Here is a 23,450-nt window from a genome sequence, read left to right on the forward strand (position 1 = left end):
TTTGAATAATAGTTGCCCAATATAAGATGAAATCCGATCAAATGTGCCACGTATTTATCCTTTATCCCAATGTATTAAGTTATTAATGGATTATAGTATCGAATACTAAATAAATATATACGAAATTAATCATGATGTTAATGAGCTTATTGGGCAAAAACTTTAATATAGAGTGCGCATTATTTGTATAAGGCGTGGATTAGGCTGATCTATTTGTTCGTATTGCCAAATTAAACTTGGCAGTGCGATGAGGCGCAACTTTATTGAAGTAATGCGCCTCTTTGTGTTGCATCGACGAATTTTCGTGACGCGTCCTGTTCACCGGCACGAGATTAAGATTGCCTAGTAATTTACCCCAAAGGTCGGCTAATGGCCCCCTTGAGACGTTGTCTCAGCGTGCCGTCTTCGATCACCTCAAGTCGCGACGGCCGCATCGATATCGATGAGGGCTGTTCATCACTGCGGTAAGCGGCGCTGATACCGAAATGGCGGCAAAATTGTCTAGGGTAGGACGTGATCGGCCAATGGATGGAGACGGAAGCCGCTTCTGCGGGCCAATCCAAACAGCTACGCTGAGGCTGTCAGCATGGCATGGGCACAACCGTTGAGCTGGCCGTCGGCCGATCATAGGGTGTCCAGAGGATGAGGAGGATGAGGGATGAAGCGGGTTCTTGTGACAGGTGGGAGCGGGAAGACGGGCCGGGCGTGCGTCCGCGATCTTCTTGAACATGGCTATGAGGTCATCAACGTGGATGCGATCGGCCCGGGTGAGGCGCTCTGCCCCTTCGTCGAGGCAGACCTGACCGACTTTGGCGAAGCCCTGGAGGCTCTCTCGGAAGTCGACTCGCGACATAAGGGTGTGGACGCTGTTGTGCATCTGGCGGCCATTCCGGCACCGGGACGACATACCAACGCCGTAACCTTCAGGAACAACATTCTCAGCACGTACAATGTCTTTGAGGCGGCACGGAAGCTTGCAATCCGTAACCTTGTCTGGGCCTCAAGCGAAACGGTCCTCGGCCTGCCGTTCGACGAACGTCCCCCGTACGCCCCTCTCGATGAGGATTATCCGGCGCGCCCGGAGACAGCCTACTCGCTGTCAAAGTTCCTTGGCGAGGAAATGGCGCAGCAATTCTGCCGCTGGGATCCTGATCTGAAGATCATCGGCCTGCGCTTTTCCAACGTTATGGAGCCGGCCGATTACGCGCGCTTTGCCTCGTTTGAAGCAGATCCGCAATCGCGGAAGTGGAACTTGTGGGGCTACATCGACGCGCGGGATGCGGCACAGGCTGTCCGGAAGGCTCTTGAGGCATCGCTCAAAGGCGCCGAGGTGTTCATCATTGCCAATGCCGACACCGTGATGACGCGGCCGAACTCGGAACTTATGGCGGAGTTCTACCCGGACGTTGCTTTCACGAGGGAGGTCGAGCCGAACGAAACGCTCCTCTCGATTGGGAAGGCGCGACGGCTTCTGGGATACGAGCCGCGTTACGGCTGGCGCACGGCGTCGTCAAGCTAGGACCTACCACTTGGGCAGCATCGCAGATCCGTGTTGACGCTGTTGGTGTTGTCAGAGATTGGCATACGCCAGTCGTTTTCCTTGTGGCTGCTCTAGCCTCAGGTCCGGACCTCGATCCCTAACAGGCAGTAGCCTCCGAGGCGGCTCAATGGCGGGTCGCCTCAGGCGGCCAGATCTGGCTCTGTCGCGAATTTTCAATGAGGACATAAGGATGGTTATTCTACCTGCAGGGCTCACCAAGCCAGCTTGTCGAATTGCTCGACGAGAGGAAGCGGTCGATTGCAGGCACGCTTCGCCGGCCCTTTGCGCATTATGTGACCATCTCGATACCACTCAAGATCACTTGAGCGGATGCAGTTGACTTGAAGTCAAGGATCGGCCGGTCGGTCCGGGACCCAGTCACACATCTCCAAGGTTGATCCATGCCGAATAAGGTGGATCATTGCGGTCCAAAGATCTCAGAGTTCCCGGAGACTGCGCCGCCAGACGTCGGTGAAGGGCTTGATCAGATATTGTACCAACGTCTGTTGGCCAGTGACGATCAAGACCTCCGCCGGCATCCCGGGCACCAATTCGATCGATGAACCAATTTGCTTCACTTGCTCGCGATCAACTTCTACACGGGCGAGATAATAGGGCTGGCGTGTACTCTCATCGACGAGACGGTCGGCGGAAACGGATCTGACGGAGCCCGAGATCCGCGGCGTGGTGCGGTTGGAATAGGCGAGCAAGTGGACTTGCGCTCGGAGGCCCGTGTGGACGACATCGATATCGTTCGGCGAGATGCGGGCGTCGATCAACAGCAAGTCGTCCGAAGGAACGACATCCATGATCGGCTCGCCTCTCTGGACGACTCCACCTTCAGTTTTGAAGCGAAGATTTACGACTTTGCCTGCGACAGGTGACCTGATGACCGTGCGATTGAGAATGTCCTTGCTGGCTGAAAGGCGCTCGTTGGTTGCCGCCAGTTCGATGCGAACCTGGTCAAGCTGCGTTGAGATCTGGTCGGCACGCTCCGCATCGAAGGCCGAAATTTGAAGCTCTGCTTCTCCGATCTGCTGCCTGACCCTGGCGATGTTGCCGACGTACTCGCCCTTTCGGCCGAGGATCTCCGCTTGCATGCGTTGCAGACGAAGCAATTCAGGTTTCGGCAAAATGCCTTTCCGCTGAAGCTGCTCTTTTCCTTCGACTTCTTCGTTGAGCAATTCGAACTGACGCGTGGTGCTCTGAACCTGAGCCTGCAACCCAGTGATCTGTTCCTGATATTGTTCGATGCGTTGCTGGAGAACTCGTACTCGCGACCGATGCATGGCGTGTCTGGTTCTTAGCAGTTGCCGCTGACCCTCAAGCACTTTGACGAGACCCGGGTCGCTCATGGCGTCGCGCAGCTCGGCTGGTAATTCGATATCGTCTCGCCCCGCACTTTCGGCCAGCAGGCGTGCGCGGGTCACCAGCAAGGTCCGGTTCTGCTCCAGCAATGTCTCGTATGTCGCGCGCGGCTGAATGCTGGACAAGTTCACGAGGGGCTGTCCAACGCCGACCGTATCGCCGTCGCGGACCATCAGCGTCTCGATTATTCCCCCCTCCAGATGCTGAATGGTTTTGCGGCTCCCGTCCGGGCTGATGATTGCAGGAGCGGACGCACCGCCGGCAATCGGAACAAGGGATCCGCACGCGCCAAAGACCAGCAGGAAGCTCGTTGTCAGAATGAGACCTGCGCGTGACGGCCCCCGAAGGCCCCTCTGAAGCACGGCCCGGTCCTCTACGGCTGTCGGGAACCGATCTCGACCTCCTTCGATGACTCTCAGTGCCTGGCTTTGGGTCATTGTGCACACCTAGTATGTTCTGGGGCTTCGGAGCTAACGGCTGACATGGAAGGCGTTCCGACCACGGAAACTCCCTCGGGAGTTTCGGCGCCGTCGACTGCGGCACCCGAGGGTTTGTGCATCGGAACCGTTCCCGATCTGCCGTTCGTCGCGGCAAGTCCACGTAATGTTTGAAGGATCTGTTCGCGTGGCCCAAAGAGCTCGAGACGGCCATCTTTCAGAAGGAGGATCTTATCGGCCTGGGCCAAGGTAGAAGGACGGTGGCCGACAATAATAAGAGCTGTGCCTTGCATCTTCAGCTCGTGAAGAGTTGCCGCCAGAGCCGACTCCCCGGCTTGGTCGAGATTGGCATTGGGCTCGTCAAGGACGATCAGACGTGGGCTGCCGTAAACGGCCCTGGCGAGTCCTAGGCGCTGGCGTTGCCCGCCCGAAAGGCCGGCCCCGCCGTCCCCGATCTGCGTCTCGTATCCCTGCGGAAGATGTTGGATCAGCTCATGGGCATGGGCCATCATGGCCGCCTCGACGACAGCCTGATCGTCGACCTGCCCCATCCGAGCAATATTTTCGCGTATGGTGCCGGCGAAGAGCTCGACGTCTTGCGGCAAGTATCCGATGAACTCACCAAGTTGGCTCTGATCCCAGTGGTCAATCTGCGACCCGTCGATCCGGATCTGCCCGGAAGAGGGCATCGCAGTGCCAACCAGCAGACGGCAAAGAGTGCTCTTTCCCCCGGCCGATGGCCCAATCACCGCCACGGCTTCTCCCGGCTCGACCGCAAACGAGATGTTTCGCAGGACGGCTCGCCGATCTTGCGGCAACACATAGGTGATATTCTCGACGGCCAGGCGCCCCATTGGCGCGGGAAGGCGCGTCCTGGCGACTTGAGCCGTCGCGTTCTGCAGACGCTGCTTGAGGCGTCCATAGGCAATTCGAGCGGAGGAAAAGCCGCGCCAGACCGACATGGCCAGCTCGACCGGCGCAAGAGCACGGCCGAGGAGGATCGACCCGGCGATCATTGCTCCCGGTGATAGCTCGCCTCGGAGAACGAGCCATGCGCCCAATCCAAGCGCCGCGATCTGCACCAGAAAGCGAACGAACTTCGTCAGGCCCACCAGAACGCCGCCCAGTTCGGCCGAAGTACGGACCGCGCGTTGCGACGTCGCGTTCGTGACCTTCCACCGTTGGATTATGTCGGGAAGCATCCCCATGGCACAGACGACCTCGGCATTGCGAATGGCTGCTTCCGCCTGCTGAGTTGCCGAGATCTGGGCGAGATTGGCCGTGAGATTGGGTTTGCGTGTCAGGAGGTCATTGGCGACAGTCAGTCCGAAGAGAATAATGGCGGAGCAAAGGGCCAGTGTTCCGAGAACGGGGTGGAGCATCCAGATCAGGATCACGAAAACCGGGACCCAGGGTGCATCAAAGAACACCGTCAGTCCCTGGGTCGCGATGAAGCTCTGGATCTGGCTCAGGTCCCGCAATGGCTGGGCACCCGCACTATCGCCGAGAAGGCGAGCATTGACGCCGTGCGTGAGCAATACTGGGCCCAGCCGGTCATACAGCCAGCAGCCGATCCTGACCGTGACCGCCGAGCGGAGTGCCTCCAGAGCACCGAGAAGGAGGAGAGCTACCGCGGCGAGGCCTGTGAGCGTCACCAGGGTTTCAATATGACCAGTCGTCAGCACCCGGTCGTAGACCTGGAGCATATAGATGGGCTGTGTCAGCAGCAGCATGTTGATGATGACGCTGAACAGAGCCATGATCCAGAACGCTGACCGGCAAGCCGACAGGGCTTGATCGAGTTCCGTGTCCCGTCGTGTCGGCTGTGTAGTGCTGGCCTGCAGCGTCATTCCCGCTTCCCCATAACTTCGACAGACAATAGGTTGGATCGATGGCGACCTTGAATCCGGCTCGTGGCAAACGATGGTGAGCGCCATGCCTAGGGCGCATTGCGCTGGAAGCGATTAATGCCTCGCGCGGGCCATGGCATGCATGAATGGCGGCGATGGTACGCACACATGCCATGGCTGTTCATGGTTACGCGATTGATGCCGGATCAACGATGGAGATGTCACCGCTGTTTTGGATCGCAAGCGATGCAGCTTGCGCGGCCGAAGTGTTGGCTGTCGTTCCTACAATCACGTAGGTGGTGAACGCCCCTCCTGCTCCGGTCAGCCTGAGTGCGAGGGTGCCGGTAGAATCAATCTGAGCCAGAGTGGTTGCCGTATACGTGCCTCCGACCTGGATATCTTCACCTGCCTGATATTGAGAAATGATCGAGGTCCCGGCGAGTGTCCGATAGGTGTCGATTCCACTGCTGCCGCCGTCGTTGATCCCTTCACCGATCAGGGTCTTTGTACCCGTGCCGTTCGAGATCAAAAGATCCGCGCCGCTGCCACCGCGGAGGACGTCGTTACCATTGCCGCTGACCAGGCGGTTGGCCACGGCGCTGCCATTCAGCGTGTCGGTAAAGGCCGAGCCGATAAGGTCCTCGATGCCGTTCAGAAGGTCTCCAGCCGCTTCCCCTCCGGCGCCTGTCGTGGCCCCATTCGCAACCGCGGTCAGCGTGACCGATATCGCAGCCGATGACGTCGAATAATCTGCCGTGTCGCCTGCCCCATCCCCGCCGATCAGGACATCGGCCCCGACCCCGCCGCGGAGTATATCGTTACCGCTCCCGCCCTCGAGCCGGTTCGCGGCTGCGTCGCCAATCAGCAGATCATTGAAGGCTGACCCGATCAGGTTCTCGATCGTGCTGAGCTGATCGCCCTCGGCATCGCCGCCGAGGCCTGTCCCGGCCTCAAGGTTGGTCGTGACCCCGGACGACGAGGTCGAGTATTCCGCAGTATCGATGCCGGCGCCCCCGGCCAGAACGTCCGCGCCGGCACCGCCGACGAGTATGTCGCCGTTCGAACTGCCCGTCAGCGTATCATTGAAGTTCGACCCTATGACACGCTCGATCGTGTTAAGCTGATCGCCTTCGGCATCACCACCGGTTCCGGTTCCGAAGCCTGCTGGATCGGCATTTAAGGTAACCGCGACCGCAGCCCCCGATGTCGAGTAATCCGCTGTGTCCAAGCCGCCGTTCCCGATCAGAAAATCCGCGCCACCACCACCGACGAGCCGGTCGTTTCCAGTGAAACCATCGAGCACATCAGCGATGGTGCTGCCGAGCAGGGTGTCATTCGACGATGAGCCGATGACCTTCTCGATTCCGATAAGCCTGTCGCCCTCGGCCTCGCCGCCCGTACCAGTGCCGGGCGCGGTGGGGTCGGCGCTGAGCTGGATCGTGATGGCCTGCGCCGATCCGGAGTAATCGGCCGTGTCAACACCGATACTCCCATTCAGTGTATCCGCTCCGGAGCCGCCGACAAGCCGATCATCGTTTTCGCCGCCATTCAGATCATCGTTTCCGTCACCGCCGAAAAGCTGATCGTTGCCACCTCCCGCCAGCAGAGTGTCGACGCCGAGGCCGCCGCGAAGGATGTCGTCACCGGTGCTCGACAGCATCTGATCGTCGCCATCTCCGCCGTCCAGATCGTCATTGCCGAGGCCGCCGTCGAGCGTATCGTTGCCGGCGCCTCCCTGCAGCGTGTCGTTGTCGCCAGCGCCGATGAGCATATCGTTCCCGTAACCGCCCAGGAGGCTGTCGTTTCCGTAGCCCCCGAGAAGGCTATCGTTGCCACCCCCGCCAAAGAGCGTGTCATTGCCGTTGCCGGCGTCGAGGATGTCGTCGCCGCCGACCGGATTGTCGATGCTCGCAGGATCCACGATGCCGTCCTCGTTGGCATCCGTGGCATCGCCATAGATGACGTCATTACCGTCATTGGCACGTAGGATGTCGGTACCGGCGCCTCCGGCAAGCGTATCGCTCGTGTCCGCGGCCGTGATGGTATCGTTGCCGTCGCCGCCATCCAAATAGTCACCGCTATCGGGTGCAGTCGACCCGCGGGCGACGCTCACTTGGATGATGTCGGCTCCTCCAAGACCATACACCTGATAACTGCCGGCCGTCGAAATCTTGGAGAAGTCGTTTGAACCGGTGAGCCTGACTTTGGGCATGACGCACTCCCCTTGAAATGGTTTCGTTTACGCGAACAACGCTGTGAATTCGTCCGAATACTAAGGACTGTGTTTGTTAAAGCAACGACGCGCACGGTTAACACCTTTAGACGTAGACGGTGATTCCGGTTGCGCATCGTCCTGCTTGAGGCGATGCAAACATGCGATTTCACGGTACTTGTCGAGGCTGATGAGAATGCGTGTGCGAATGCGAATTGCCGCGCAAGAGATGAAAGCAGTTTCCAATCCCTGCATCGATACGATGATTCCTCTTTAGGGAGGCGTATCGGCGTAAGCTGCCTAGCGTGGTGTTCGCCGAGTGCGAAGGAGCTCAGACCTCGGCATCGGAGAGGCTTCGCGATCTTTGCTTTGTCGGGCTATCAATGTGAGAGGATTCCTGAAGTAGTGCTTCGATCCTCTCATCGCTGTGAAGCCGAGGGAATCGAAGTAGGCGACGATCGCCATGAGACGATCGTCGCCGCAATGACGCAAAACTCAATCAACAGCAGCGATGACCGAAACGGAAGCATGCGACAGGTAGTCGGTCGTGAGAACCGCCATGTCGATCTCCACGAGGGAGTTGTCGCCATAGGCCTCTGCGTCGATGTTCACCTGAGTCAGGTTGCCCTTGATGTCGACGTCGGAATCGACATAGATGTCAACGTCAACATCCTTGCAGAAGTCGATGTCCCACGTGAGGTCGATGTCTGCATCAACATTGATGTCGATGTCTTTATCGAAATCTACATCTGGACGATTATATGACATGTCCTGTCTCCCGGTTCGAGGTCGGCGACTCTGCCGACGAGTAAAAAATATGAAACTGAGCGGTGGGATGTCAAAGATCCAGAAGACTTATGAAACCTTCGAGATAGATGTTCGGTAAAATCAGATCTGCGTACGTATTCTGATAGCAAAATGTCCTACCTTAATCTAATGGCTATTGTGGCGTCTGCGTTCGCCGGAACATAATTCATCCGACATCAGCAAGCATGCCATGAACGTCAGCATAAAGTGGCCTGACGACTTCATCTTCGAGAGCCAAGTTGGGATCAGCGCTTTGCTGAGAGTAGCGTAGGCGGCATCGCATCCCGCGATTCTGCCGCAGCAATAGCCTTCGCGAAGAAAACCTTCGTCTTAGCGTCATCTGGCCGCAATTGGAGCTCTGCCTGGAATGAGGCAACGGCGTCCCGAAACCTCCCGCGCTTAATCTGGATGATGCCAAGATTATAGTGAGCCCGCGGAAAGGCCGGTTGTCTTTTTATGATCTCCTCATAGGCGTTCGACGCCCCGGAGAGGTGTCCTTGTGCCTGAAGCGATTGCGCCAACCTAAACCAGGCCTTGCACGAAGAGGGTTCAGCTTCGATTGTTGCCCTGAACATGCTCTCCGCCTCGCAGAAGTTGCCCTTCATGATCATGAGGACTCCGAGGCGATAGAGCACCGCGGGACAGTCAGGCTGCGAGCCGAGAGCCTCCCTATAACCACGTTCAGCTTCATCAAGTCGTCCAGCCTGCTCAAGCGCACTCACCTGCTGGAGCAGGAGAGGCAAAGTCCTTCGGTCCAAAGTGCTCCGCAGGCTGCAGCCGTTTCGGGTCCTCGCGATGATGATGCTTCTGATGTGGCGTTCTTCGGCACCCAGCGTGTACTTGTAAGCCTCATTCCCTCTCAAAAGATCGTATGTCTCGAAACCTGCGGCAATGAATGTCCGGATGCTGTATGCGTGGAGGACGAGGCCGGGCGGAGGATTGTTGAGTCCCTGCAATCTGCCGCCCATGTAAAACAGCAGAGACTTGTTCTTCGTGTCGATCATGCTGGCCAGCGCTCCGATCGGTGCTCCTCCCTTCCAAAGAATGGGCAGAAACAGCGACCCGCTGGCAAAGCAATCCAATAGCATGACACGAGCCGCTTTTCGTATGGCTTCCAACCGCTCGCCCTTGCGAGGCCCCCATTTCTCCTCCCAGAGGCGGAGAAGCACATCTATGTCGCTTTCGACGGTCTCGGCCGTGGCACGTGTAATGTGGAACTCACGCGACGTTTCTACCTGTTTCAAGAAACGCCTGACCTTCTGACGTGTATTTGGACGCAATGTATTGTTAAGATAACTCTCCCAGTCATGGGGAAGCCTCAAACGTGGGCAAATGCTATTGTCGACGTTGTCGGAGTTTACCTGCCGGATCGCGCCCATTCTAAAGGCGTCCTGCGGAAAGCACCTTAGGAGAGCGCGCAGCCGTCTGTCGGAAGCGAGAATATGCGCAAGATCGAGATGCGCCCAGTTCAGGGTCTTGATATATGTCGCGAAGGCTGCTGCTGCACTCTCCACATATTCTGGAGCGCAGAGGAAACCCGTATAATCAGCCAGCGGCGCACCCGCCATTGCAATTTCACTGTAGAATCGACCGTCATTTCCGGTTTTGAGTCTTAGGCGGAGAGGAAAGAAGGCGACATGGGGCGAGGCGGTGTTCGCAGGTCTCGCGGCGAGCACAATCCATGGCGCGTTGACGCGCTTGAGGCGTTGAAAAAGCCAGCTCGAACTCAGAAAGAAATGCGCCTCCGGGTCTGCCTCGTACACGACATCCCAATTGTTCCGGAGTGACGAAAGCGTTTGTATGTCGCTGATGACATCAATCTGCATGTCTTTCACTCCGTAAATCAGCAGGAGTGCTCCTCGCCAGACTGCTTCAGCCGACCCCGAACCAGGCATATCCGTCGATTACGGATAGCCCATCCTCAAAGGTGAGCGCGGAGGCATCGACAAGGACGAGCGTATCGTCGCCATAGGCGGTTACATCAATCTCGATGATTGCGACATTTCCGTCCAATCCATCAATTGTATACCCACCCGATGATGATACGTCCTCGCCGGATGGATGAGATTGCTGACCGGATCCGCTACCGCTCCACTCGGCATTCGTTCCCGAGCCGTCGGAAGCACTCGAGAGATTCAGATCGACCGCGAGAAGGTTCGTCGTCGATGTCTCTGTCGATCTCGATTCGTCCGACGTCCGGGTGCTTTCTGACCTTGTCGATGTGACGGTCACAAGGGTGTCGGCCGCCGAGGCCTCGCCGTAGGTGCTTGCAGACGCGTATGTGAGCTCCCCGTCGGATGCTTCGCTGCTTGCCGTGAAAGTGGCCGAGCCTTCCGCGATGGCGGCTGTTCCGACGTCATAGACCTTGCCCGCAATGGACCCGATCGCGGCTGTGTCCTCACCTACAGCGATTGCCCCACCACCAAGTGTCGCGGCGATTCCATCGTCCTTGTCCGAGCCAAGGGATCCGGTATAGACGCCGATATTGGTGTCGCTGCCCTGGGTTTGCTGAGTGGAGCCCGAGTCTGAGTCCCTTGATGTGGTGGCGGAGTAAACGGAGGTCGTGGAACGATATGAACTGCTGACTTTCATAGTGCTCCCTCCTAGCTGACCGATTCTCGAAACTCAGAAGTAACCGAGGTCGGAGGTGCATTGAAATATACGCAATGGGTGATCAGTCGAACGGTTTCTGCCGGGGCATAAAGATGGTGGGCGTCAGGCAGCCGCTGGGTACTGGAGCATTCTCGGCGAAGTGGATCCGGTTGATCGTAAAGAACTATGGCACAGCGAAGAAAAGAGCCGATTCCACGCCGGTCGAAGCAGCTCCAGCCTATCGTTGGAATGCGGAAAGGTGAGCTGCAACCCGAGGCGTCCTAGCGTTCGTCTTCGCTCTCAGGCAACTTCAGTAACAACGGTTGCACTGATCGTGGAGAGACTATCCTCCATCGAAAGAGCCGATGCATCGGTTGCGACGTACGTATGGTCGGCCTCAGCCTTCGCGTCAATTTTTACAGCAGCCACGTTGCCATCGACCACGCCGATCTTTTGCGGGGTGTATTTATCGATTGTTTGGCTGATAGTTATGGGGCCCTTTGGCAGATCGAACTTTTCGATGTCGATCGCGAGATAGACGGTCCGTGAGCTTTCCCCCGAATAGGATTGACCAGACGCCTTTCCGCCGGTGGACGAAACGACCGTGCGTGTCAGGAAAAGGTCGGCGCCGGAGGCTGCAGCATAGGAGTCGGCGGCAGCGTAGGTAGGGTCAGATTCCGATGATTGTGCGGCGGCTTTGAATTCGGCTGAGCCGAAGCTGATCTTGATCGCACCTTTGTCGAATGTTTGGCTGTAGATAGTTCCCGTCGCTTTCGTATTCTCGCCGATTGCGGTCGCCTCTCCGCCAATCATCGTTTGCATTTTGCTGTCGGTGTCCGCCTTGTATGTACTAGTAGCGGATTGCACGGGTTGCTTGGATCCGCTTTCTGCTGTTGCCTCGTTGAGGGGAGGCGTTTGGCTGCTGCTTGTAGAGGATGAAATGCCTTTCAAGAGCGCAAAAGGCTTAGAAAAAATCGTTGGTTTCGCCATCCTGTCTCTCCCTTTGAAGTTGTCGGTTCCGTGAGCGGAGACAGATGCGAACAGAGCAGATCATTGGACTGAGCGGGAAGTGCGCAGTGAGCGATCAAACCAATGAGATAGGCCGAAGAAGTATTCATCTATGGTCGATCCGCCGTTGGACGGAGCCCATGAAGGGGTGGGCCAAGGTGTCCCGGCGCATCGAAGCCACGTCTTGGGCCGACTGCAACAGCGCCGCTTCGTTGCGGTGCGTTTGATGACAGGGATCCGCGGGTGTGTCGTCTCCGCCGCAAGCAGATCGGGCTTGGAGAGTCAGCGTGTTGAAGCTATTTCAGCAGCGACGCTGGATGCAGGCATTCCGCTCTGACCATAGAGCTTCTTCGCCCTTTCAGGGTCGCCCATGATGCCCCGCACCTGCCAGCGTGCAAGCATGCTTGGATCGTATGTCTGCGCCAAGAGATAGGTTCCGCGTGCGCTCCCGCGTTCCGCGGCACGCTCCAACAGGAGGCGGGCGCCGCTGATGTCACGAACCCGTAGAAGCGCCTCAGCCCGGTCGATCAGGGGCTGCACGCTGGCAGAACCGATTGATGGTGATGGAGGGCTTGCAGAGTTTTTGTCGGGTAAGGCTGCTGGAGTGAGATTGGGCATCGGCGCAGGGGGCGCTGAACCCGTTGGCTCCTCAAGAGAGCCTTCCAAGTCAGGCATTTGCGCGGGTTCGGTTGGCGGTAGAGGAATGAAGGGCGTCATATTCCATGGAAGCGCCGGCCGGGAAAGCAGCGTGCCAAGTTCTTCACGCAGGCGGGCGAGTTCGCGGGCGAACGCGTCAGCGCGCTCCCGCTCCCGCTCCAGGACGGTCTGGCGCTCCGTGGTGAGGATCCCGACCATTTCCGCCAGCCGATTGACGAGGTCCGACGCAGGGCCGTTCCCATCGAGAGCGAGAGGGGAGCCGGAACTGGCATCCTGCGACGGAGGAAGGGCCGCCCCCGGTGCGGTTATGGTTCCCAAGGCATCGTCATGTGAAGGCCGTTGATCCGGCAAGGATGCTGGCTGCTGTGTCTCCTCGTGATTGAATGGACTAGTGAGAGGGATGGCGGTTTGCGACAGCGGATCAGATTGCTCCACTGCACGTGTCTCGACAGATGACGTTTCCTGCTCCGATCTTTCCGGGAGCGCAGCGGCCCCGTCTTCAAAGAGAACGCCTGCAGGTGCCACCGACGAGGCCTGTTCAGACACAGAGCGGATCTCGATAGACCGTGGTGGCGACAATGGGATGTCATAGCCCTCGGGCTTCTTCTCATCGACCACTCCGGCAACCTCGTCCGGAACTGTTGAGCTTCCGGTGCCCGGAGGTGGCGTCGCGGGATCTGAGGGAGAAACGATTGTGACATCAGGGGAGGAATCCGCGGGGAGGGGCGATCGGGCATTTTCTGGAACCGGTGAGTCAGTACTCGCAGACGATGCTGGATCCGAGGGCGGTTCTGTCGCTGTCGTCGGTAGAGTCGTCGGCAACACCACCTCACTATTCGACGGATTCGACACTGGAATGTCAGCCTGAGCGACGACCAGGGGGGCCGGTCTGGCAGGGGCTGTCATCCGTCCCTTATGGCTGAGCACTTGGGCCAGAGACTCTGACAGGAGACCCGGCGTCCAAACCGTTACCAAGGCCACGACCCCGACGGCCTGCGCCGTCACAACGGCTGGCACCATGAGGTGCAACCAAGGTCCTAAACGCCGAGTGCGGGCAGAAGCCTGAGCAGACGCATCCTCCTCAACACCCGAGTTCGAAGGAGGTTCGGGGTTCTGTGCCTCGGCGGTCTCGACTTGACGGTCCGCGTCTCGGAGATGGAAGGTGCTATGAGCAAAGTCGAGTGTTTCCTCTGCGACCTGGGACATCAATAAATAGGCCAGCTCATCGGCTGCTGAAGATCGCGAGAAATCTGACGGCTCGCTAGAAGCGGCAGCCGCAAGCTGTCGCGCCGCAATTATCGCACGATCAAGCACATCATAGGCATTTCCCCTATCGGTCGCATCGGAATGTGGGCCCGTGTCATTCATGGCGGTGCTCGCTGCAGGCGCGCTGTACCAGATGTCACCAGACGATCCGGTGATTCCCCGCCGGGAGATGAAAACCTTGGCGTCTCCTGCGCGGACTAGGCGGAGGAGCAACAATCGCAGTCGCTGCAGGGTTGGTGCAATGCATCAGAAGGTTAAAATTGCAGAAGAGGATATATCAAGGGGCTAAGGCTTGAATCACCTTTAGACGGCTGTGTCGCAGATTGGTGCGTTTCAATAGAGTAGAACATTTCACAAGATTCAGAACCTAATTTGATCGTGCATGAGGATTCAAGGCCTACGCTGCCCGGATGCTGGGACGGATGTCAACAATTGGGAAGATTGATCCAGAAAAATCTGTGAGATACTAACCGTATATATCCCAAAAATTGTCATATTTACGACAAGTTTCGATAGATTTGTCTTGGTTTCAAAGTAATCATCAAAAAGTAGTATGTCTTTAGGTAAATAGTATTCCTCCATTGTCTTGCTTTAACCATTGAGTGTTGCGGGCTCTTGAGGAAGTTCCGCGAGAACCTTGGTAGTTACACTGCGAAGGCTCGCGGGTGCCGAGACAGCGTTTTAGGAATGAAGGAAGATAAAAATGGATACCACACCTGAGCCTACTGAAAATCCAGGGGTCATGATCCTCGATGTAAGGAGTCTCAGGCGGGCTGGACTTTCGAGTCTTCTGAAGGCATGGGCCCAGTCGTGTGGATTGACATTGATGTCGTCCGATCTTTCCGACTACGACGTAGTAGAAAATTGCAAAATGTTCGTGCTGAGTATCGGTAGCAGTACACTGGAGGATCCAATTTTCGTGCAGAAGATCAAAGCCCTCCAGGCTCAGCAACCGGAAGCTGTCTTTGTGGCTCTCTCCGATCAAGATGACCCGGATGAAATACTGCGCGCTTTCCAGATCGGATTTCGCGGCTTCATCCCTACATGCCTCGAGCCCGAAATCGTCTTTCAGGTGCTCACATTCCTCATCAAGGGAGGATCATTCTTTCCGCCGGCTATCCTCCAGCGCTTCCTATCGCATTCCAACATCATGCTCAACGGTTCAGGGAGCCATAAGAACGAAGCATGTGCTGACGAAGCTAGATCAGCGCATGGCCTGACAGTGCGCCAGCAGGAGGTGCTTGAACTTCTGCGGCACGGCGTCTCGAACAAGGTCATCGGTCGGCAACTCCACATGACCGAGGCCACCGTGAAAGTGCATGTCCGGCAGATCATGAGGAAGCTCGGTGCGTCGAACCGGACACAGGCCGCTGTCATAATCTCGAAGGATACGTCGAGCGTGACCTCATTGGGTCTCGACTAGAGAACGTTCCGATTCCAGTCATACAATGCGACTATTTCTGCTTCTTCTCATGAAAAGAGAAATCAGATGGATCTTGATGCTCCCCTTCAAATTGATCGCTGCAGCCCGAGCCTTCGAAACACGATTCTAGCAGAGTTCCATGGGCGCATTCCCATCGTTCGAGAAGTGAAGAGTATCCCTGACGAGGAATGGTTGAAGATGCCTGGTATAGGTCAGAAGAAGCTTGAAGAGCTACACCGCATTCTCGGGTCTCCGACGGGAGAGCAGGCCTCGAACAAGGGCGAATGTCAGCCCTTGTCCAAGCTCGAGATTGGGACGTTGTTTTGTCGTATAGCCAAGCTTGAGAGTGAGATGCATGCCGTTGTCGCCGAGATATGCAGGCGGACCGAACTCTTTCATCCTGAAGGGGACCTGTGCGGAGAAGCGAACCGCGACGTTTCGGGACGAAGACCAGCCATGACAGCGCAGTCATTGTGCAGATCATACCAAACCTCGGATTCGGTAATGCTCCGAATTACGGTTCTGAGAGAGTTGGAAATGCGCAGCCGGCAGTTGTCGGCCTGCCGGATTGAAGCCTAACGTGGCAAATGCTGCAGATGGAAGGTGCTTGCTACGTTTGATCTGCTAGCGCATCAAGCGAATAAGAAGTTCGATTCTTCGCTAGCGCGGCCCTTCTGGGCGCGAAGAACGATGCGCCCGCTTAGAGAAGAGGCATCGGGCCTAAAAGTCAAACCGCTTATGGGTTCGATGCATTCGGCGGAGCCGCATTCCTCATGAGGCGCCTGCGGTCCCCATGGGCTGTCGCTCGTACCATCCGCCTGAGCCGTTAAATGCATGCTGGAGCATCGTGCGGACCCGCAGGGCCGCGTGAGCGAGAAGTGGACCGGTTTTCCGCGCCCGACGATGCCCTAGGTGGCAGGGCTTGTCGCAGATCGGCAGAGCCTCTCCGCTCATTGCCGACCGAATCCGGAGGGGCGGCTGTTGCTCTCGGCAGGATTGCAGTCCTAAGTCGTTTTCACTTTAGCAACACCGCGCGCAAAGATGGGCTTTGATGTACGTGGTCATCTAGATCTAAGTCACCGTTGCTTCTTTTCTAAAGGCTCGGTCCGCGAGATATCTTTGTGTGCCGGAGAAGAGAACCAGCAATCACTCACCACCTGAGACTGTGTCCGCTTTACCCCCGAGTGGCTCGGGATAACACCTTAGAAAGGAAGGGATAACACCTTAGACAAGTAGGAGTAGGCCAATTGGATGAGCTAATATTGGCGTGTAATTCAGGCCTTATGCCGCACCGCAGCTGAGTTCCGTAAAAATATGAGATTCTTAGGCAAAGTTGAGGATCATCTGCTGCGACATGCTCTGATCGTCCCGGCAGTACGTATGATTGCTTTGGTGCGATTGGCGCTTGCTCTGTTTGCGTTTATCGCCATTACTTTGGATCCGCCGCTGCATTTTAATAAATCGGCTTTGACATACAACATAGCTATTGTATATTTATTATTCTCACTTGGAAATATCTTTATGATTGCGCTGTGGCCGACGACCACTCAGCATCAAATTGGAGTCCATGTCGTCGATATTATATGCGCATGCCTCCAGATCTACCTCAATCATGGGTCGAACAGCCCGTTCTTTATTCTGTTTATTTTTATTCTAATGTCGGCCACTCTCCAATGGGATTGGCGTGGCGCGCTTTCAACGACCGCATTGCTCGTCTGTATCTTTGTGGCAGTCCTCTTGGGTGAGGCTCGAACTCTGTCAGAAGGTTTTGGCGGACTAAATCTAAGTCCGGTCATTCTCCGTCCGACAAATCTAGTGGTGGCAGGCATTATGCTAGGTTATGTTGGGCTATTCCAGGAACGTAGCCGCATGCGCTTGGCCAAGCTGGTCGCTTGGCCCGGACCTGACCATGAACAGAACGCCTCCGCTCCTCTCGCATCAGCGCTCAGACATGCAGCTGGGATCATGGGGGTGCCACGACTGCTGTTAATCTGGGAGCAGCCGGACGAGCCATTCCGCAACATTGTGCTCTGGTCTGTGCACGACATCCAGCACATGCAGGAGAGCCATGACCGGTTTGGGACAATCGTTTCCAAAAGCATGGCCGGAAAATGCTTTTTCTACTTGTCGAAAGCGCGCAAAGTCGATTCCGATCGGTTGATCGATGAGGATCTCCGTCAATCTTTCTCTATTCGCTCCGCCCTGACAGCTCCCTTTCAATTGCCACTTTGTAGCGGCCGGATCTTTCTACTCGACCTGCCAGGAGAGGGAGGTCGCGATGCTCTCGTGCTTGCCGAACTGATTGCGATACGTCTCGGCGTTGATCTGGAGCACCACTTATTGCGCAGTGAGCGAGAAGTGGCAGCTGCTCTCACGGAAAGAGCTCGTTTGGCACTGGATCTCCATGATGGGGTTCTACAGGGTCTAGCTGCTGCAGACATTCACCTAAAACTCAGTCTTTCTCGTTCTAACACGGAGAGTGTGGATCACGTCGCTCGAACACGCCAGGTTCTCGCAAATGAGCAACAGCGGGTTAGGGCGTTTGTCGAAGCAACCCGACTAGGTACGAAGACCCATCTCAAACGTGTCAATCTGGATGATAACATCAGAAGGCTTGTTGGGAAACTCAGCGCACAATGGGACTGCGACTTCGACGTGACGATTGAGCCTCCCAACTTGCACGCCACGGAACATTTGCTTCACAATGTCTACTACATACTGGATGAAGCATTGTCCAATGCTGTTCGGCACGGCAAGGCCTCTCATGTCGACGTCTCGGTTCGGTCCGAGGACAACTACCTATTCATTATGATCCGCGACAATGGCGTCGGTCTGCCAGAGCTTCGTGGCTCATACTCGAGTGACGAACTAGCTGCTCAAAACATTGGTCCTCATTCACTCCGCGCCCGCGCTATGGAACTAGGAGGCTTTCTTACACTTGAAACTTCTTCCTCAGGCGTCGAGCTCAACTTTGAGATTCCCATGTGAAAACGGACCGTGATCCTCTTAAGGTTGTTTTGGCCGACGACCATCCAGTGTTTCTGGGTGGCCTTAGAAGTCTGGTTCAATCCGACCCCATGTTTGAAATCGCCACCGAATGTCTGGACGGACGAGCCGCGCTTCGGGCCATCCAAGCCTTGAATCCCGAACTGGCCATTTTGGATCTTGCAATGCCGAGCCTGAACGGCATCGAAGTTCTCGCGGCCATGGACACTAGTAGGGTCAGGACACGAGTTATTGTTCTCACAGCCTCCGCCGACGATCATCAAATCGCAGAAGCCGTAGAACTTGGAGCTTATGGGTTCATGCTCAAGGATACAGCGGCAGACACGCTGATTGAGTGCATGCGAGCGGTCTCGATGGGCAATCGGTGGCTGCCGGTGGAACTGGTCGAATCCGCAATCAAGCGTGTACAAAATCACCTTAGTTTAGTTGAGAAGGCTGCCAGCGTGCTGACGGCACGGGAAAACGAAATCGTTCGTCTCGTTGCCGAAGGGCAGTCGAATAGGGAGATTGGGCGGCAAATGGGCATCACCGAGGGAACGGTGAAAATCCATTTGCACAATGTTTATCAGAAGCTTGGTGTAAATAACCGCACGGCCCTTACTGCTTGGGCGCTCAACTTCAGAAATGCTTCGAGAACGGAAACCTAGAGGGTGTCTGGAAATTAAGCTGCTGCATGGGCTGATCTTTTGGTCATGAGGCGGCTTGTCGCGAGGTAAGTCCACGTCTCAGTGGTGGTCGGCAGACCCTCCCAGTCCTTTGCCAAGCGCGTGTTGCGCACGAGCCACGCGAAGGTGCGCTCCACAATCCATCGCTTAGGCAGAAGCGCAAACTGGACTTTCTCCGAAAAGATGGAGAGCCTCAGATGAAGCAGAAGGATCTCCATGCCCCAGACACGCTTTACGAAAGAGTTTCAGGATGAGGCGGTACGGCTTGCTCCGCCGAGCGGCCGCAGCCGGCGCGCGATTGCCGGATCTCGGCGTCGGCCTGCCGACCCTGCGCCACTGGATTGATCGCCGCCGCGAGCGCGAGATCGACGTTCCGCCCGAAGAGCGTCAGGAGGACATGGCGGCCGAGCTGAAGCGGCTGCGGCGCGAGAACGAGATCCTGCGCCAGGAGCGGGAGATCCTGAAGAAGGCCACGGCTTTATTCGCCAAGGAGGGACGTCGGTTGGGCGGTCAGCGATCGGCTCCACCAGGAACTGGCCCTGGAGGCCCTGCGCCAATCCCTGGCGATCCGGTGAGCAGGGAAGGACCTGATCCACCATTCGGATAGTAAGTATGCTTAGGCCAGTGTTCCTGGGCGGCCTGACCCTCACGGCGATAGACCGGCTAACATCACTGGTATCGCAAGGCGCCGGTGTGGCCTGACCCACACGCTGATCGACCACAACCCGTGTCTTTCCTCGGACCTGTCGGCCGCCCGGGAGCCTTGCGGTGAGGTTTGCCTCACCGGTGCATGTGACCCAAGAAGGGCCTGACATCCTGTCGCATTACTGTCCTGTCCAGGCATGCGGTCGTGGTGAACCGTCGATCCACGGTCGAACCAGGAGAGCCGGTATGGAAGTTGGTCAGGACGTTGTCTTACATCCCGTTGTCGGCGGGGTCGACACGCACAAAGATCTTCACGTCGCCGCTGTTGTCGACGAACACGACCGTGTTCTCGGGACCCAGTGCTTTGCGACAACCCGACAGGGATATCGGCAGATGCTCGCCTGGATGCGCTCCTTCGGACAGCTCCGGTGCGTTGGCATTGAGGCCTCAGGCACCTATGGCGCCGGGTTGCTGCGCTCCATGCAGAATGCCGGTGTCGAAGTTCTGGAGGTCACGGCTCCGGATAAACCGGACCGGCGCAAGCGGGGCAAGAACGATGATCTCGACGCTCAGAACGCCGCGCATGCCGCCTTTGCCGGCAAGCGCACCGTCACGCCCAGAAGCCGGGATGGCATGATCGAATCCTTGCGCGTTCTCAAGGCGTGTCGAAAGACAGCAGTGGTGGCGCGGCGCATCGCGTTGCAGATGATCCAGAACACCATCGTCTGCGCGCCGGACGGGTTGCGGGAGGCGCTGCGCCAGATGACCCGCATGCAGCTGGTCAGGACCTTGGCGGCATGGCGGCCTGACCTGACTGACTACCGCAATGTGGATTCCGCCTATAGGATCAGCCTCAAGTCGCTCGGCCGCCGCTATGTCGAACTGCACGATGAGATTGCCGACTTGGACGTTATGATCGGTGCCATTGTCGATGAACTTGCCCCCAACCTCGTGGCCCGGAACTCGATTGGTCACGCAGGGGCGGCCCAGTTGCTCCTGACAGCGGGGGACAATCCGGAGCGCTTGCATTCCGAGGCCGGCTTTGCCGCACTCTGCGGTGTCAGCCCGGTCCCAGCCTCGTCCGGCAAGACGACGCGCCACCGTCTCAACCGGGGTGGTGATCGAGCCGCCAACAGTGCTCTGCACATCATTGCGATCGGGAGGCTTCGGACCGATCCGCGAACCAAGGCCTACATGGCTAAACGCGTCGCTGAAGGCCACTCCAAGCTTGAGGCGATCCGGTGCCTGAAGCGCTACATCGCGCGCGAGGTGTTCACCCTAATCAGCCAGCGGCAAAAGGAGATCAACCAGGCTCGGATCACCGCTTGACAAACAGAAGGGCGTCCGCGGCAGCCCAGACGGATTCAAACGGTCGTCGCAACATGGATTCTGTTGATCTCCCGCAGCCATTCGTCAAGCGCCTCTGCAGGGGTTTTCCAGCCCAACGTCTTTCTTGGCCTTGAGTTGAGGGCGGCCGCGACAGCCGCAATCTCCTCGGCGCTGTGCGCGCTCAGATCAGTGCCTTTCGGGAAGTACTGACGCAGCAGCCCGTTCGTGTTCTCGTTGGTACCACGCTGCCATGGGCTTTGCGGATCGCAAAAGTAGACCTGGACGCCCGCATCGATCTTGAGACGGGCATGCTGAGCCATCTCGGCGCCTTGATCCCAGGTCAGTGATCGGCGCAGCTCTTCGGGTAAGGTGATGATTGTGCGCGTGATCGCGTCGCGTACAGCCTCGGCCCCATGCCCAGCCAGCGCAGGCCCGTTCTTGATGCGCGGCCAATCACCGTGGCCTGCCAAACGGGGAAGATGAAGCAGCATCGTGAAGCGGGTTGTGCGCTCGACCAGAGTGCCGATCGCCGAGCTGCCAAGGCCCAGGATAAGGTCTCCTTCCCAATGACCTGGTACCGCCCGATCGGCCGCTTCGGCAGGACGCTGGCTGATCATGATCTCGGGTGAGACAAAACTCTTGCCGCGCCGGCGGACGCGTGCCCGCGGCACCCGCAATACCCGCCCGGTTCGCAAGCAGGCCGTGAGTTCGCGGCGCAGCGCTCCTTTGCCTTGGACGAAGAGGGCCTGATAGATCGCTTCGTGGCTGATGCGCATAGTCTCGTCATCCGGAAAGTCGATCGGCAGGCGTCGGGCAATCTGCTCCGGGCTCCAGGCTCTGGCCCACCGCCGATCCTGTCGCTTGCCATGCCGGCGGCTCTTCCAGGCGACAGTAGGACCGGGAACGGAAACACCGCTTGGAGCAACGACAACACCGGCCAGTCTCTCCTCGACATAAGTGCGCAAGGTCGCGTTGAGGGCAAGCTTCGTCGGCTTCGGGCGCCGGGCTGATCGCTCGGCATGCCACTGGGCGGTCGTGGCACGGTACTCCAGTCCGCCGCTGCGGGTGGCTGCGTTGCGCCGTAGCTCACGGGAGATCGTCGAGGCGGGACGACCGAGCCGGCGCCCGATCTCCTGCATGGAACGGCCCTGGACCCGAAGAAGCGCAATCTCCTCTCGCTCCAGCAGCGACAGGTATCGCCCGGAAAGGGGCTTGGCCGAGGATCTGAATATCGCCGGGGGCATGCCACCTGCCTTTCGGAACCATCTGTATCCGACAGGTTGTGACACACCGGCTTCGACCGCAGCATCCTCGCTGCTCATTCCAGCTGCGATCGCAAGCCAAAACCGACGCCCTTCATCGCGTCCCGCCACAGGGGGCCGGCCTGGTGACGGGAGAGGGGCTCGCCCAGACCGATCCGACCGCCGCTTTCGAATGCTCATCGCAACCTCCTCCTTCAGGGTGTTGCGACGACCGTTTGAATCCGTCCCATATGGCGCAACGGCCTATCAGGCGGAGCTGGAGAAACATAGCATCCGGATCTCCATGTCCGGGACAGGCAATGGCTTCGACAACGCCGCTGTCGAGACCTTCTTCAGGACCTTGAAATCTGAGCTGGTCGGGCGCTCCGTCTTTGTGACCAGAGCCGAGGCCAAGCAGGCGATCGGCCGTTACATCGATGGCTTTTACAACCCCGTCCGGCGTCAATCGACGCTCGACTACATCAGTCCGGTTCAGCGCGAAGGGATGGCCGGATAGCAATTAAACCGCTCTCCGCTGAAGCCAAGCAAATCCAGTCATTGGCTGTTCATGTTCACTAGATTAAGGCTTCACCCCGTTCTCAAGGACGGTTTCGCATGTTGATGTGGGGCACAATGGTTACTTTTCTCGTCTCGCTGGTGGCCATCGGGCCGCTGCGGGCGAGTGCTCCCTCCTGGCTCCTGTCCGGTGCGGAGCTGGCGGCGGTGATCGGCGTCTTTACCCTGGTGTGCTTTCTTGAAAGCAGCGGTGGCAATCCCGATCGCTCCAATCCCACCGGCTGACAAGGTTCGGTAAGGAACTGCACCTAGGGTGCGGCTCCGCCCTCGATCAGAGATAGCCCATGAGAAGCTTTCTGCTCGCTGCGATCGGGATTGGTCTGGCCTCCCCACCGGCGATCGCCGAAGGATTGAGCCTTGCTGGTTCCCTCTGGCAATGCACCCGCGCCTCTGATCGGTCCCAGTTCGTCATCACCTTCTATCCGGGTGGCGGCGTCGGGGGAGGGGAGTTCGAGAACGGCGAGGTAAGCCCCTACATCTTCGATGCCTCCCGAACCAAAACGGGCGAATGGCCGGGCCGATGGAAGCAGACAGGCCGGCGTTTCACCTGGGCGTTTCCTGATCAGAGTATGCGGATCGACGGGAGCCTGTCGGGCCCTGGGCAGGTAAATGCGCGGCTCACCGGCACCGAGACCTTGCCGGGACAGCATTCGGCTGTCAGCTGTAGCGCGCTGTCCAAGCTCCCAAAGATCGGTGAGGGATTGGTCATTCCCAGGAACGGCCGGTTCATGGACCTGGATCGGGAGGAAGGCGAGTTGAAGGTGCCGGCGGGCATCTCTCTGCAGGAGCCAGAGGAAAAATAAGAGCTATGGATGCGGTGAGCCGCGC

General features: G+C 57.7%; 18 protein-coding genes and 2 pseudogenes. 10 read left to right on the forward strand and 10 right to left on the reverse strand.

Going from position 1 to position 23,450, the window contains the following annotated elements:
* Positions 1-658 precede the first annotated feature (658 nt).
* On the forward strand, positions 659-1,519 hold the full coding sequence (locus U0023_RS16775; RefSeq protein WP_009489377.1) for an NAD-dependent epimerase/dehydratase family protein: 861 nt from the start codon (positions 659-661) through the stop codon (positions 1,517-1,519).
* A 458-nt stretch (positions 1,520-1,977) separates the two neighbouring features.
* On the opposite strand, the gene U0023_RS16780 is transcribed toward U0023_RS16775, so the two are convergent.
* The 8 genes from U0023_RS16780 to U0023_RS16815 all read right to left on the reverse strand — a co-directional run bounded on the left by U0023_RS16780 (position 1,978) and on the right by U0023_RS16815 (position 13,089).
* Entirely contained in the window at positions 1,978-3,345 is a 1,368-nt protein-coding gene (locus U0023_RS16780) for an HlyD family type I secretion periplasmic adaptor subunit (protein ID WP_083861286.1), read from the reverse strand.
* Positions 3,342-5,195: a type I secretion system permease/ATPase gene (locus U0023_RS16785; protein ID WP_009489379.1), complete on the reverse strand. Its 1,854-nt coding sequence runs from the start codon at positions 5,193-5,195 to the stop codon at positions 3,342-3,344. Before U0023_RS16785 ends, U0023_RS16780 begins: the two co-directional genes overlap by 4 nt.
* Positions 5,196-5,382: 187 nt before the next feature.
* Positions 5,383-7,407 carry a beta strand repeat-containing protein gene (locus U0023_RS16790; RefSeq protein WP_009489380.1) on the reverse strand — a complete coding sequence of 675 codons (2,025 nt, stop codon included), beginning with the start codon at positions 7,405-7,407 and terminating at the stop codon, positions 5,383-5,385.
* 495 nt (positions 7,408-7,902) lie between these two features.
* Complete coding sequence (locus U0023_RS16795) at positions 7,903-8,175, reverse strand: hypothetical protein (RefSeq protein ID WP_009489381.1); 273 nt, start codon at positions 8,173-8,175, stop codon at positions 7,903-7,905.
* 284 nt (positions 8,176-8,459) lie between these two features.
* Positions 8,460-10,040 (reverse strand): GNAT family N-acetyltransferase, encoded by a 1,581-nt coding sequence (locus tag U0023_RS16800; protein ID WP_009489382.1) that lies wholly within the window; start codon positions 10,038-10,040, stop codon positions 8,460-8,462.
* A 46-nt stretch (positions 10,041-10,086) separates the two neighbouring features.
* Positions 10,087-10,806: a hypothetical protein gene (locus U0023_RS16805; RefSeq protein ID WP_009489383.1), complete on the reverse strand. Its 720-nt coding sequence runs from the start codon at positions 10,804-10,806 to the stop codon at positions 10,087-10,089.
* Between the two features lie 300 nt (positions 10,807-11,106).
* On the reverse strand, positions 11,107-11,796 hold the full coding sequence (locus U0023_RS16810) for a hypothetical protein (protein WP_009489384.1): 690 nt from the start codon (positions 11,794-11,796) through the stop codon (positions 11,107-11,109).
* Between the two features lie 300 nt (positions 11,797-12,096).
* Positions 12,097-13,089: an SEL1-like repeat protein gene (locus U0023_RS16815; RefSeq protein WP_040637960.1), complete on the reverse strand. Its 993-nt coding sequence runs from the start codon at positions 13,087-13,089 to the stop codon at positions 12,097-12,099.
* Positions 13,090-14,440: 1,351 nt separating this feature from the next.
* Between U0023_RS16815 and U0023_RS16820 the strand changes: the two genes are divergently transcribed.
* The 4 genes from U0023_RS16820 to U0023_RS16835 all read left to right on the forward strand — a co-directional run bounded on the left by U0023_RS16820 (position 14,441) and on the right by U0023_RS16835 (position 18,813).
* On the forward strand, positions 14,441-15,160 hold the full coding sequence (locus U0023_RS16820; RefSeq protein WP_009489386.1) for a response regulator transcription factor: 720 nt from the start codon (positions 14,441-14,443) through the stop codon (positions 15,158-15,160).
* Between the two features lie 66 nt (positions 15,161-15,226).
* Entirely contained in the window at positions 15,227-15,739 is a 513-nt protein-coding gene (locus U0023_RS16825) for a hypothetical protein (protein WP_040637961.1), read from the forward strand.
* Between the two features lie 801 nt (positions 15,740-16,540).
* Positions 16,541-18,148 carry a sensor histidine kinase gene (locus tag U0023_RS16830; protein WP_195904154.1) on the forward strand — a complete coding sequence of 536 codons (1,608 nt, stop codon included), beginning with the start codon at positions 16,541-16,543 and terminating at the stop codon, positions 18,146-18,148.
* On the forward strand, positions 18,145-18,813 hold the full coding sequence (locus tag U0023_RS16835) for a response regulator (protein ID WP_040637963.1): 669 nt from the start codon (positions 18,145-18,147) through the stop codon (positions 18,811-18,813). Before U0023_RS16830 ends, U0023_RS16835 begins: the two co-directional genes overlap by 4 nt.
* A gap of 94 nt (positions 18,814-18,907) precedes the next feature.
* Here U0023_RS16835 and U0023_RS35455 read toward each other — a convergent pair.
* Positions 18,908-18,995, reverse strand: a pseudogene (locus U0023_RS35455) (IS5/IS1182 family transposase); the annotation flags it as partial.
* Between the two features lie 52 nt (positions 18,996-19,047).
* On the opposite strand from U0023_RS35455, the pseudogene U0023_RS16845 reads away from it, so the two are divergent.
* Both U0023_RS16845 and U0023_RS16850 read left to right on the forward strand, forming a co-directional pair.
* Positions 19,048-19,336, forward strand: a pseudogene (locus U0023_RS16845) (transposase); the annotation flags it as partial.
* Positions 19,337-19,722: 386 nt separating this feature from the next.
* The gene (locus U0023_RS16850; protein ID WP_009488349.1) at positions 19,723-20,805 is read left to right on the forward strand and encodes an IS110 family RNA-guided transposase; all 1,083 of its coding nucleotides are present in this window, start codon (positions 19,723-19,725) and stop codon (positions 20,803-20,805) included.
* A 35-nt stretch (positions 20,806-20,840) separates the two neighbouring features.
* On the opposite strand, the gene U0023_RS16855 is transcribed toward U0023_RS16850, so the two are convergent.
* Complete coding sequence (locus tag U0023_RS16855; protein ID WP_040637887.1) at positions 20,841-22,247, reverse strand: IS30 family transposase; 1,407 nt, start codon at positions 22,245-22,247, stop codon at positions 20,841-20,843.
* Between U0023_RS16855 and U0023_RS16860 the strand changes: the two genes are divergently transcribed.
* The 3 genes from U0023_RS16860 (at position 22,240) to U0023_RS16870 (ending at position 23,425) form a co-directional block, all read left to right on the forward strand.
* Positions 22,240-22,563 carry an IS3 family transposase gene (locus U0023_RS16860; RefSeq protein ID WP_407667358.1) on the forward strand — a complete coding sequence of 108 codons (324 nt, stop codon included), beginning with the start codon at positions 22,240-22,242 and terminating at the stop codon, positions 22,561-22,563. The two genes, U0023_RS16855 and U0023_RS16860, sit on opposite strands and share 8 nt — an antisense overlap.
* A 116-nt stretch (positions 22,564-22,679) precedes the next feature.
* Entirely contained in the window at positions 22,680-22,847 is a 168-nt protein-coding gene (locus tag U0023_RS16865) for a hypothetical protein (RefSeq protein ID WP_154660916.1), read from the forward strand.
* 59 nt (positions 22,848-22,906) lie between these two features.
* The gene (locus tag U0023_RS16870) at positions 22,907-23,425 is read left to right on the forward strand and encodes a hypothetical protein (RefSeq protein ID WP_009489396.1); all 519 of its coding nucleotides are present in this window, start codon (positions 22,907-22,909) and stop codon (positions 23,423-23,425) included.
* Positions 23,426-23,450 lie beyond the last annotated feature (25 nt).

The sequence above is a fragment of the Microvirga lotononidis genome, from assembly GCF_034627025.1.
GTDB lineage: Bacteria > Pseudomonadota > Alphaproteobacteria > Rhizobiales > Beijerinckiaceae > Microvirga > Microvirga lotononidis.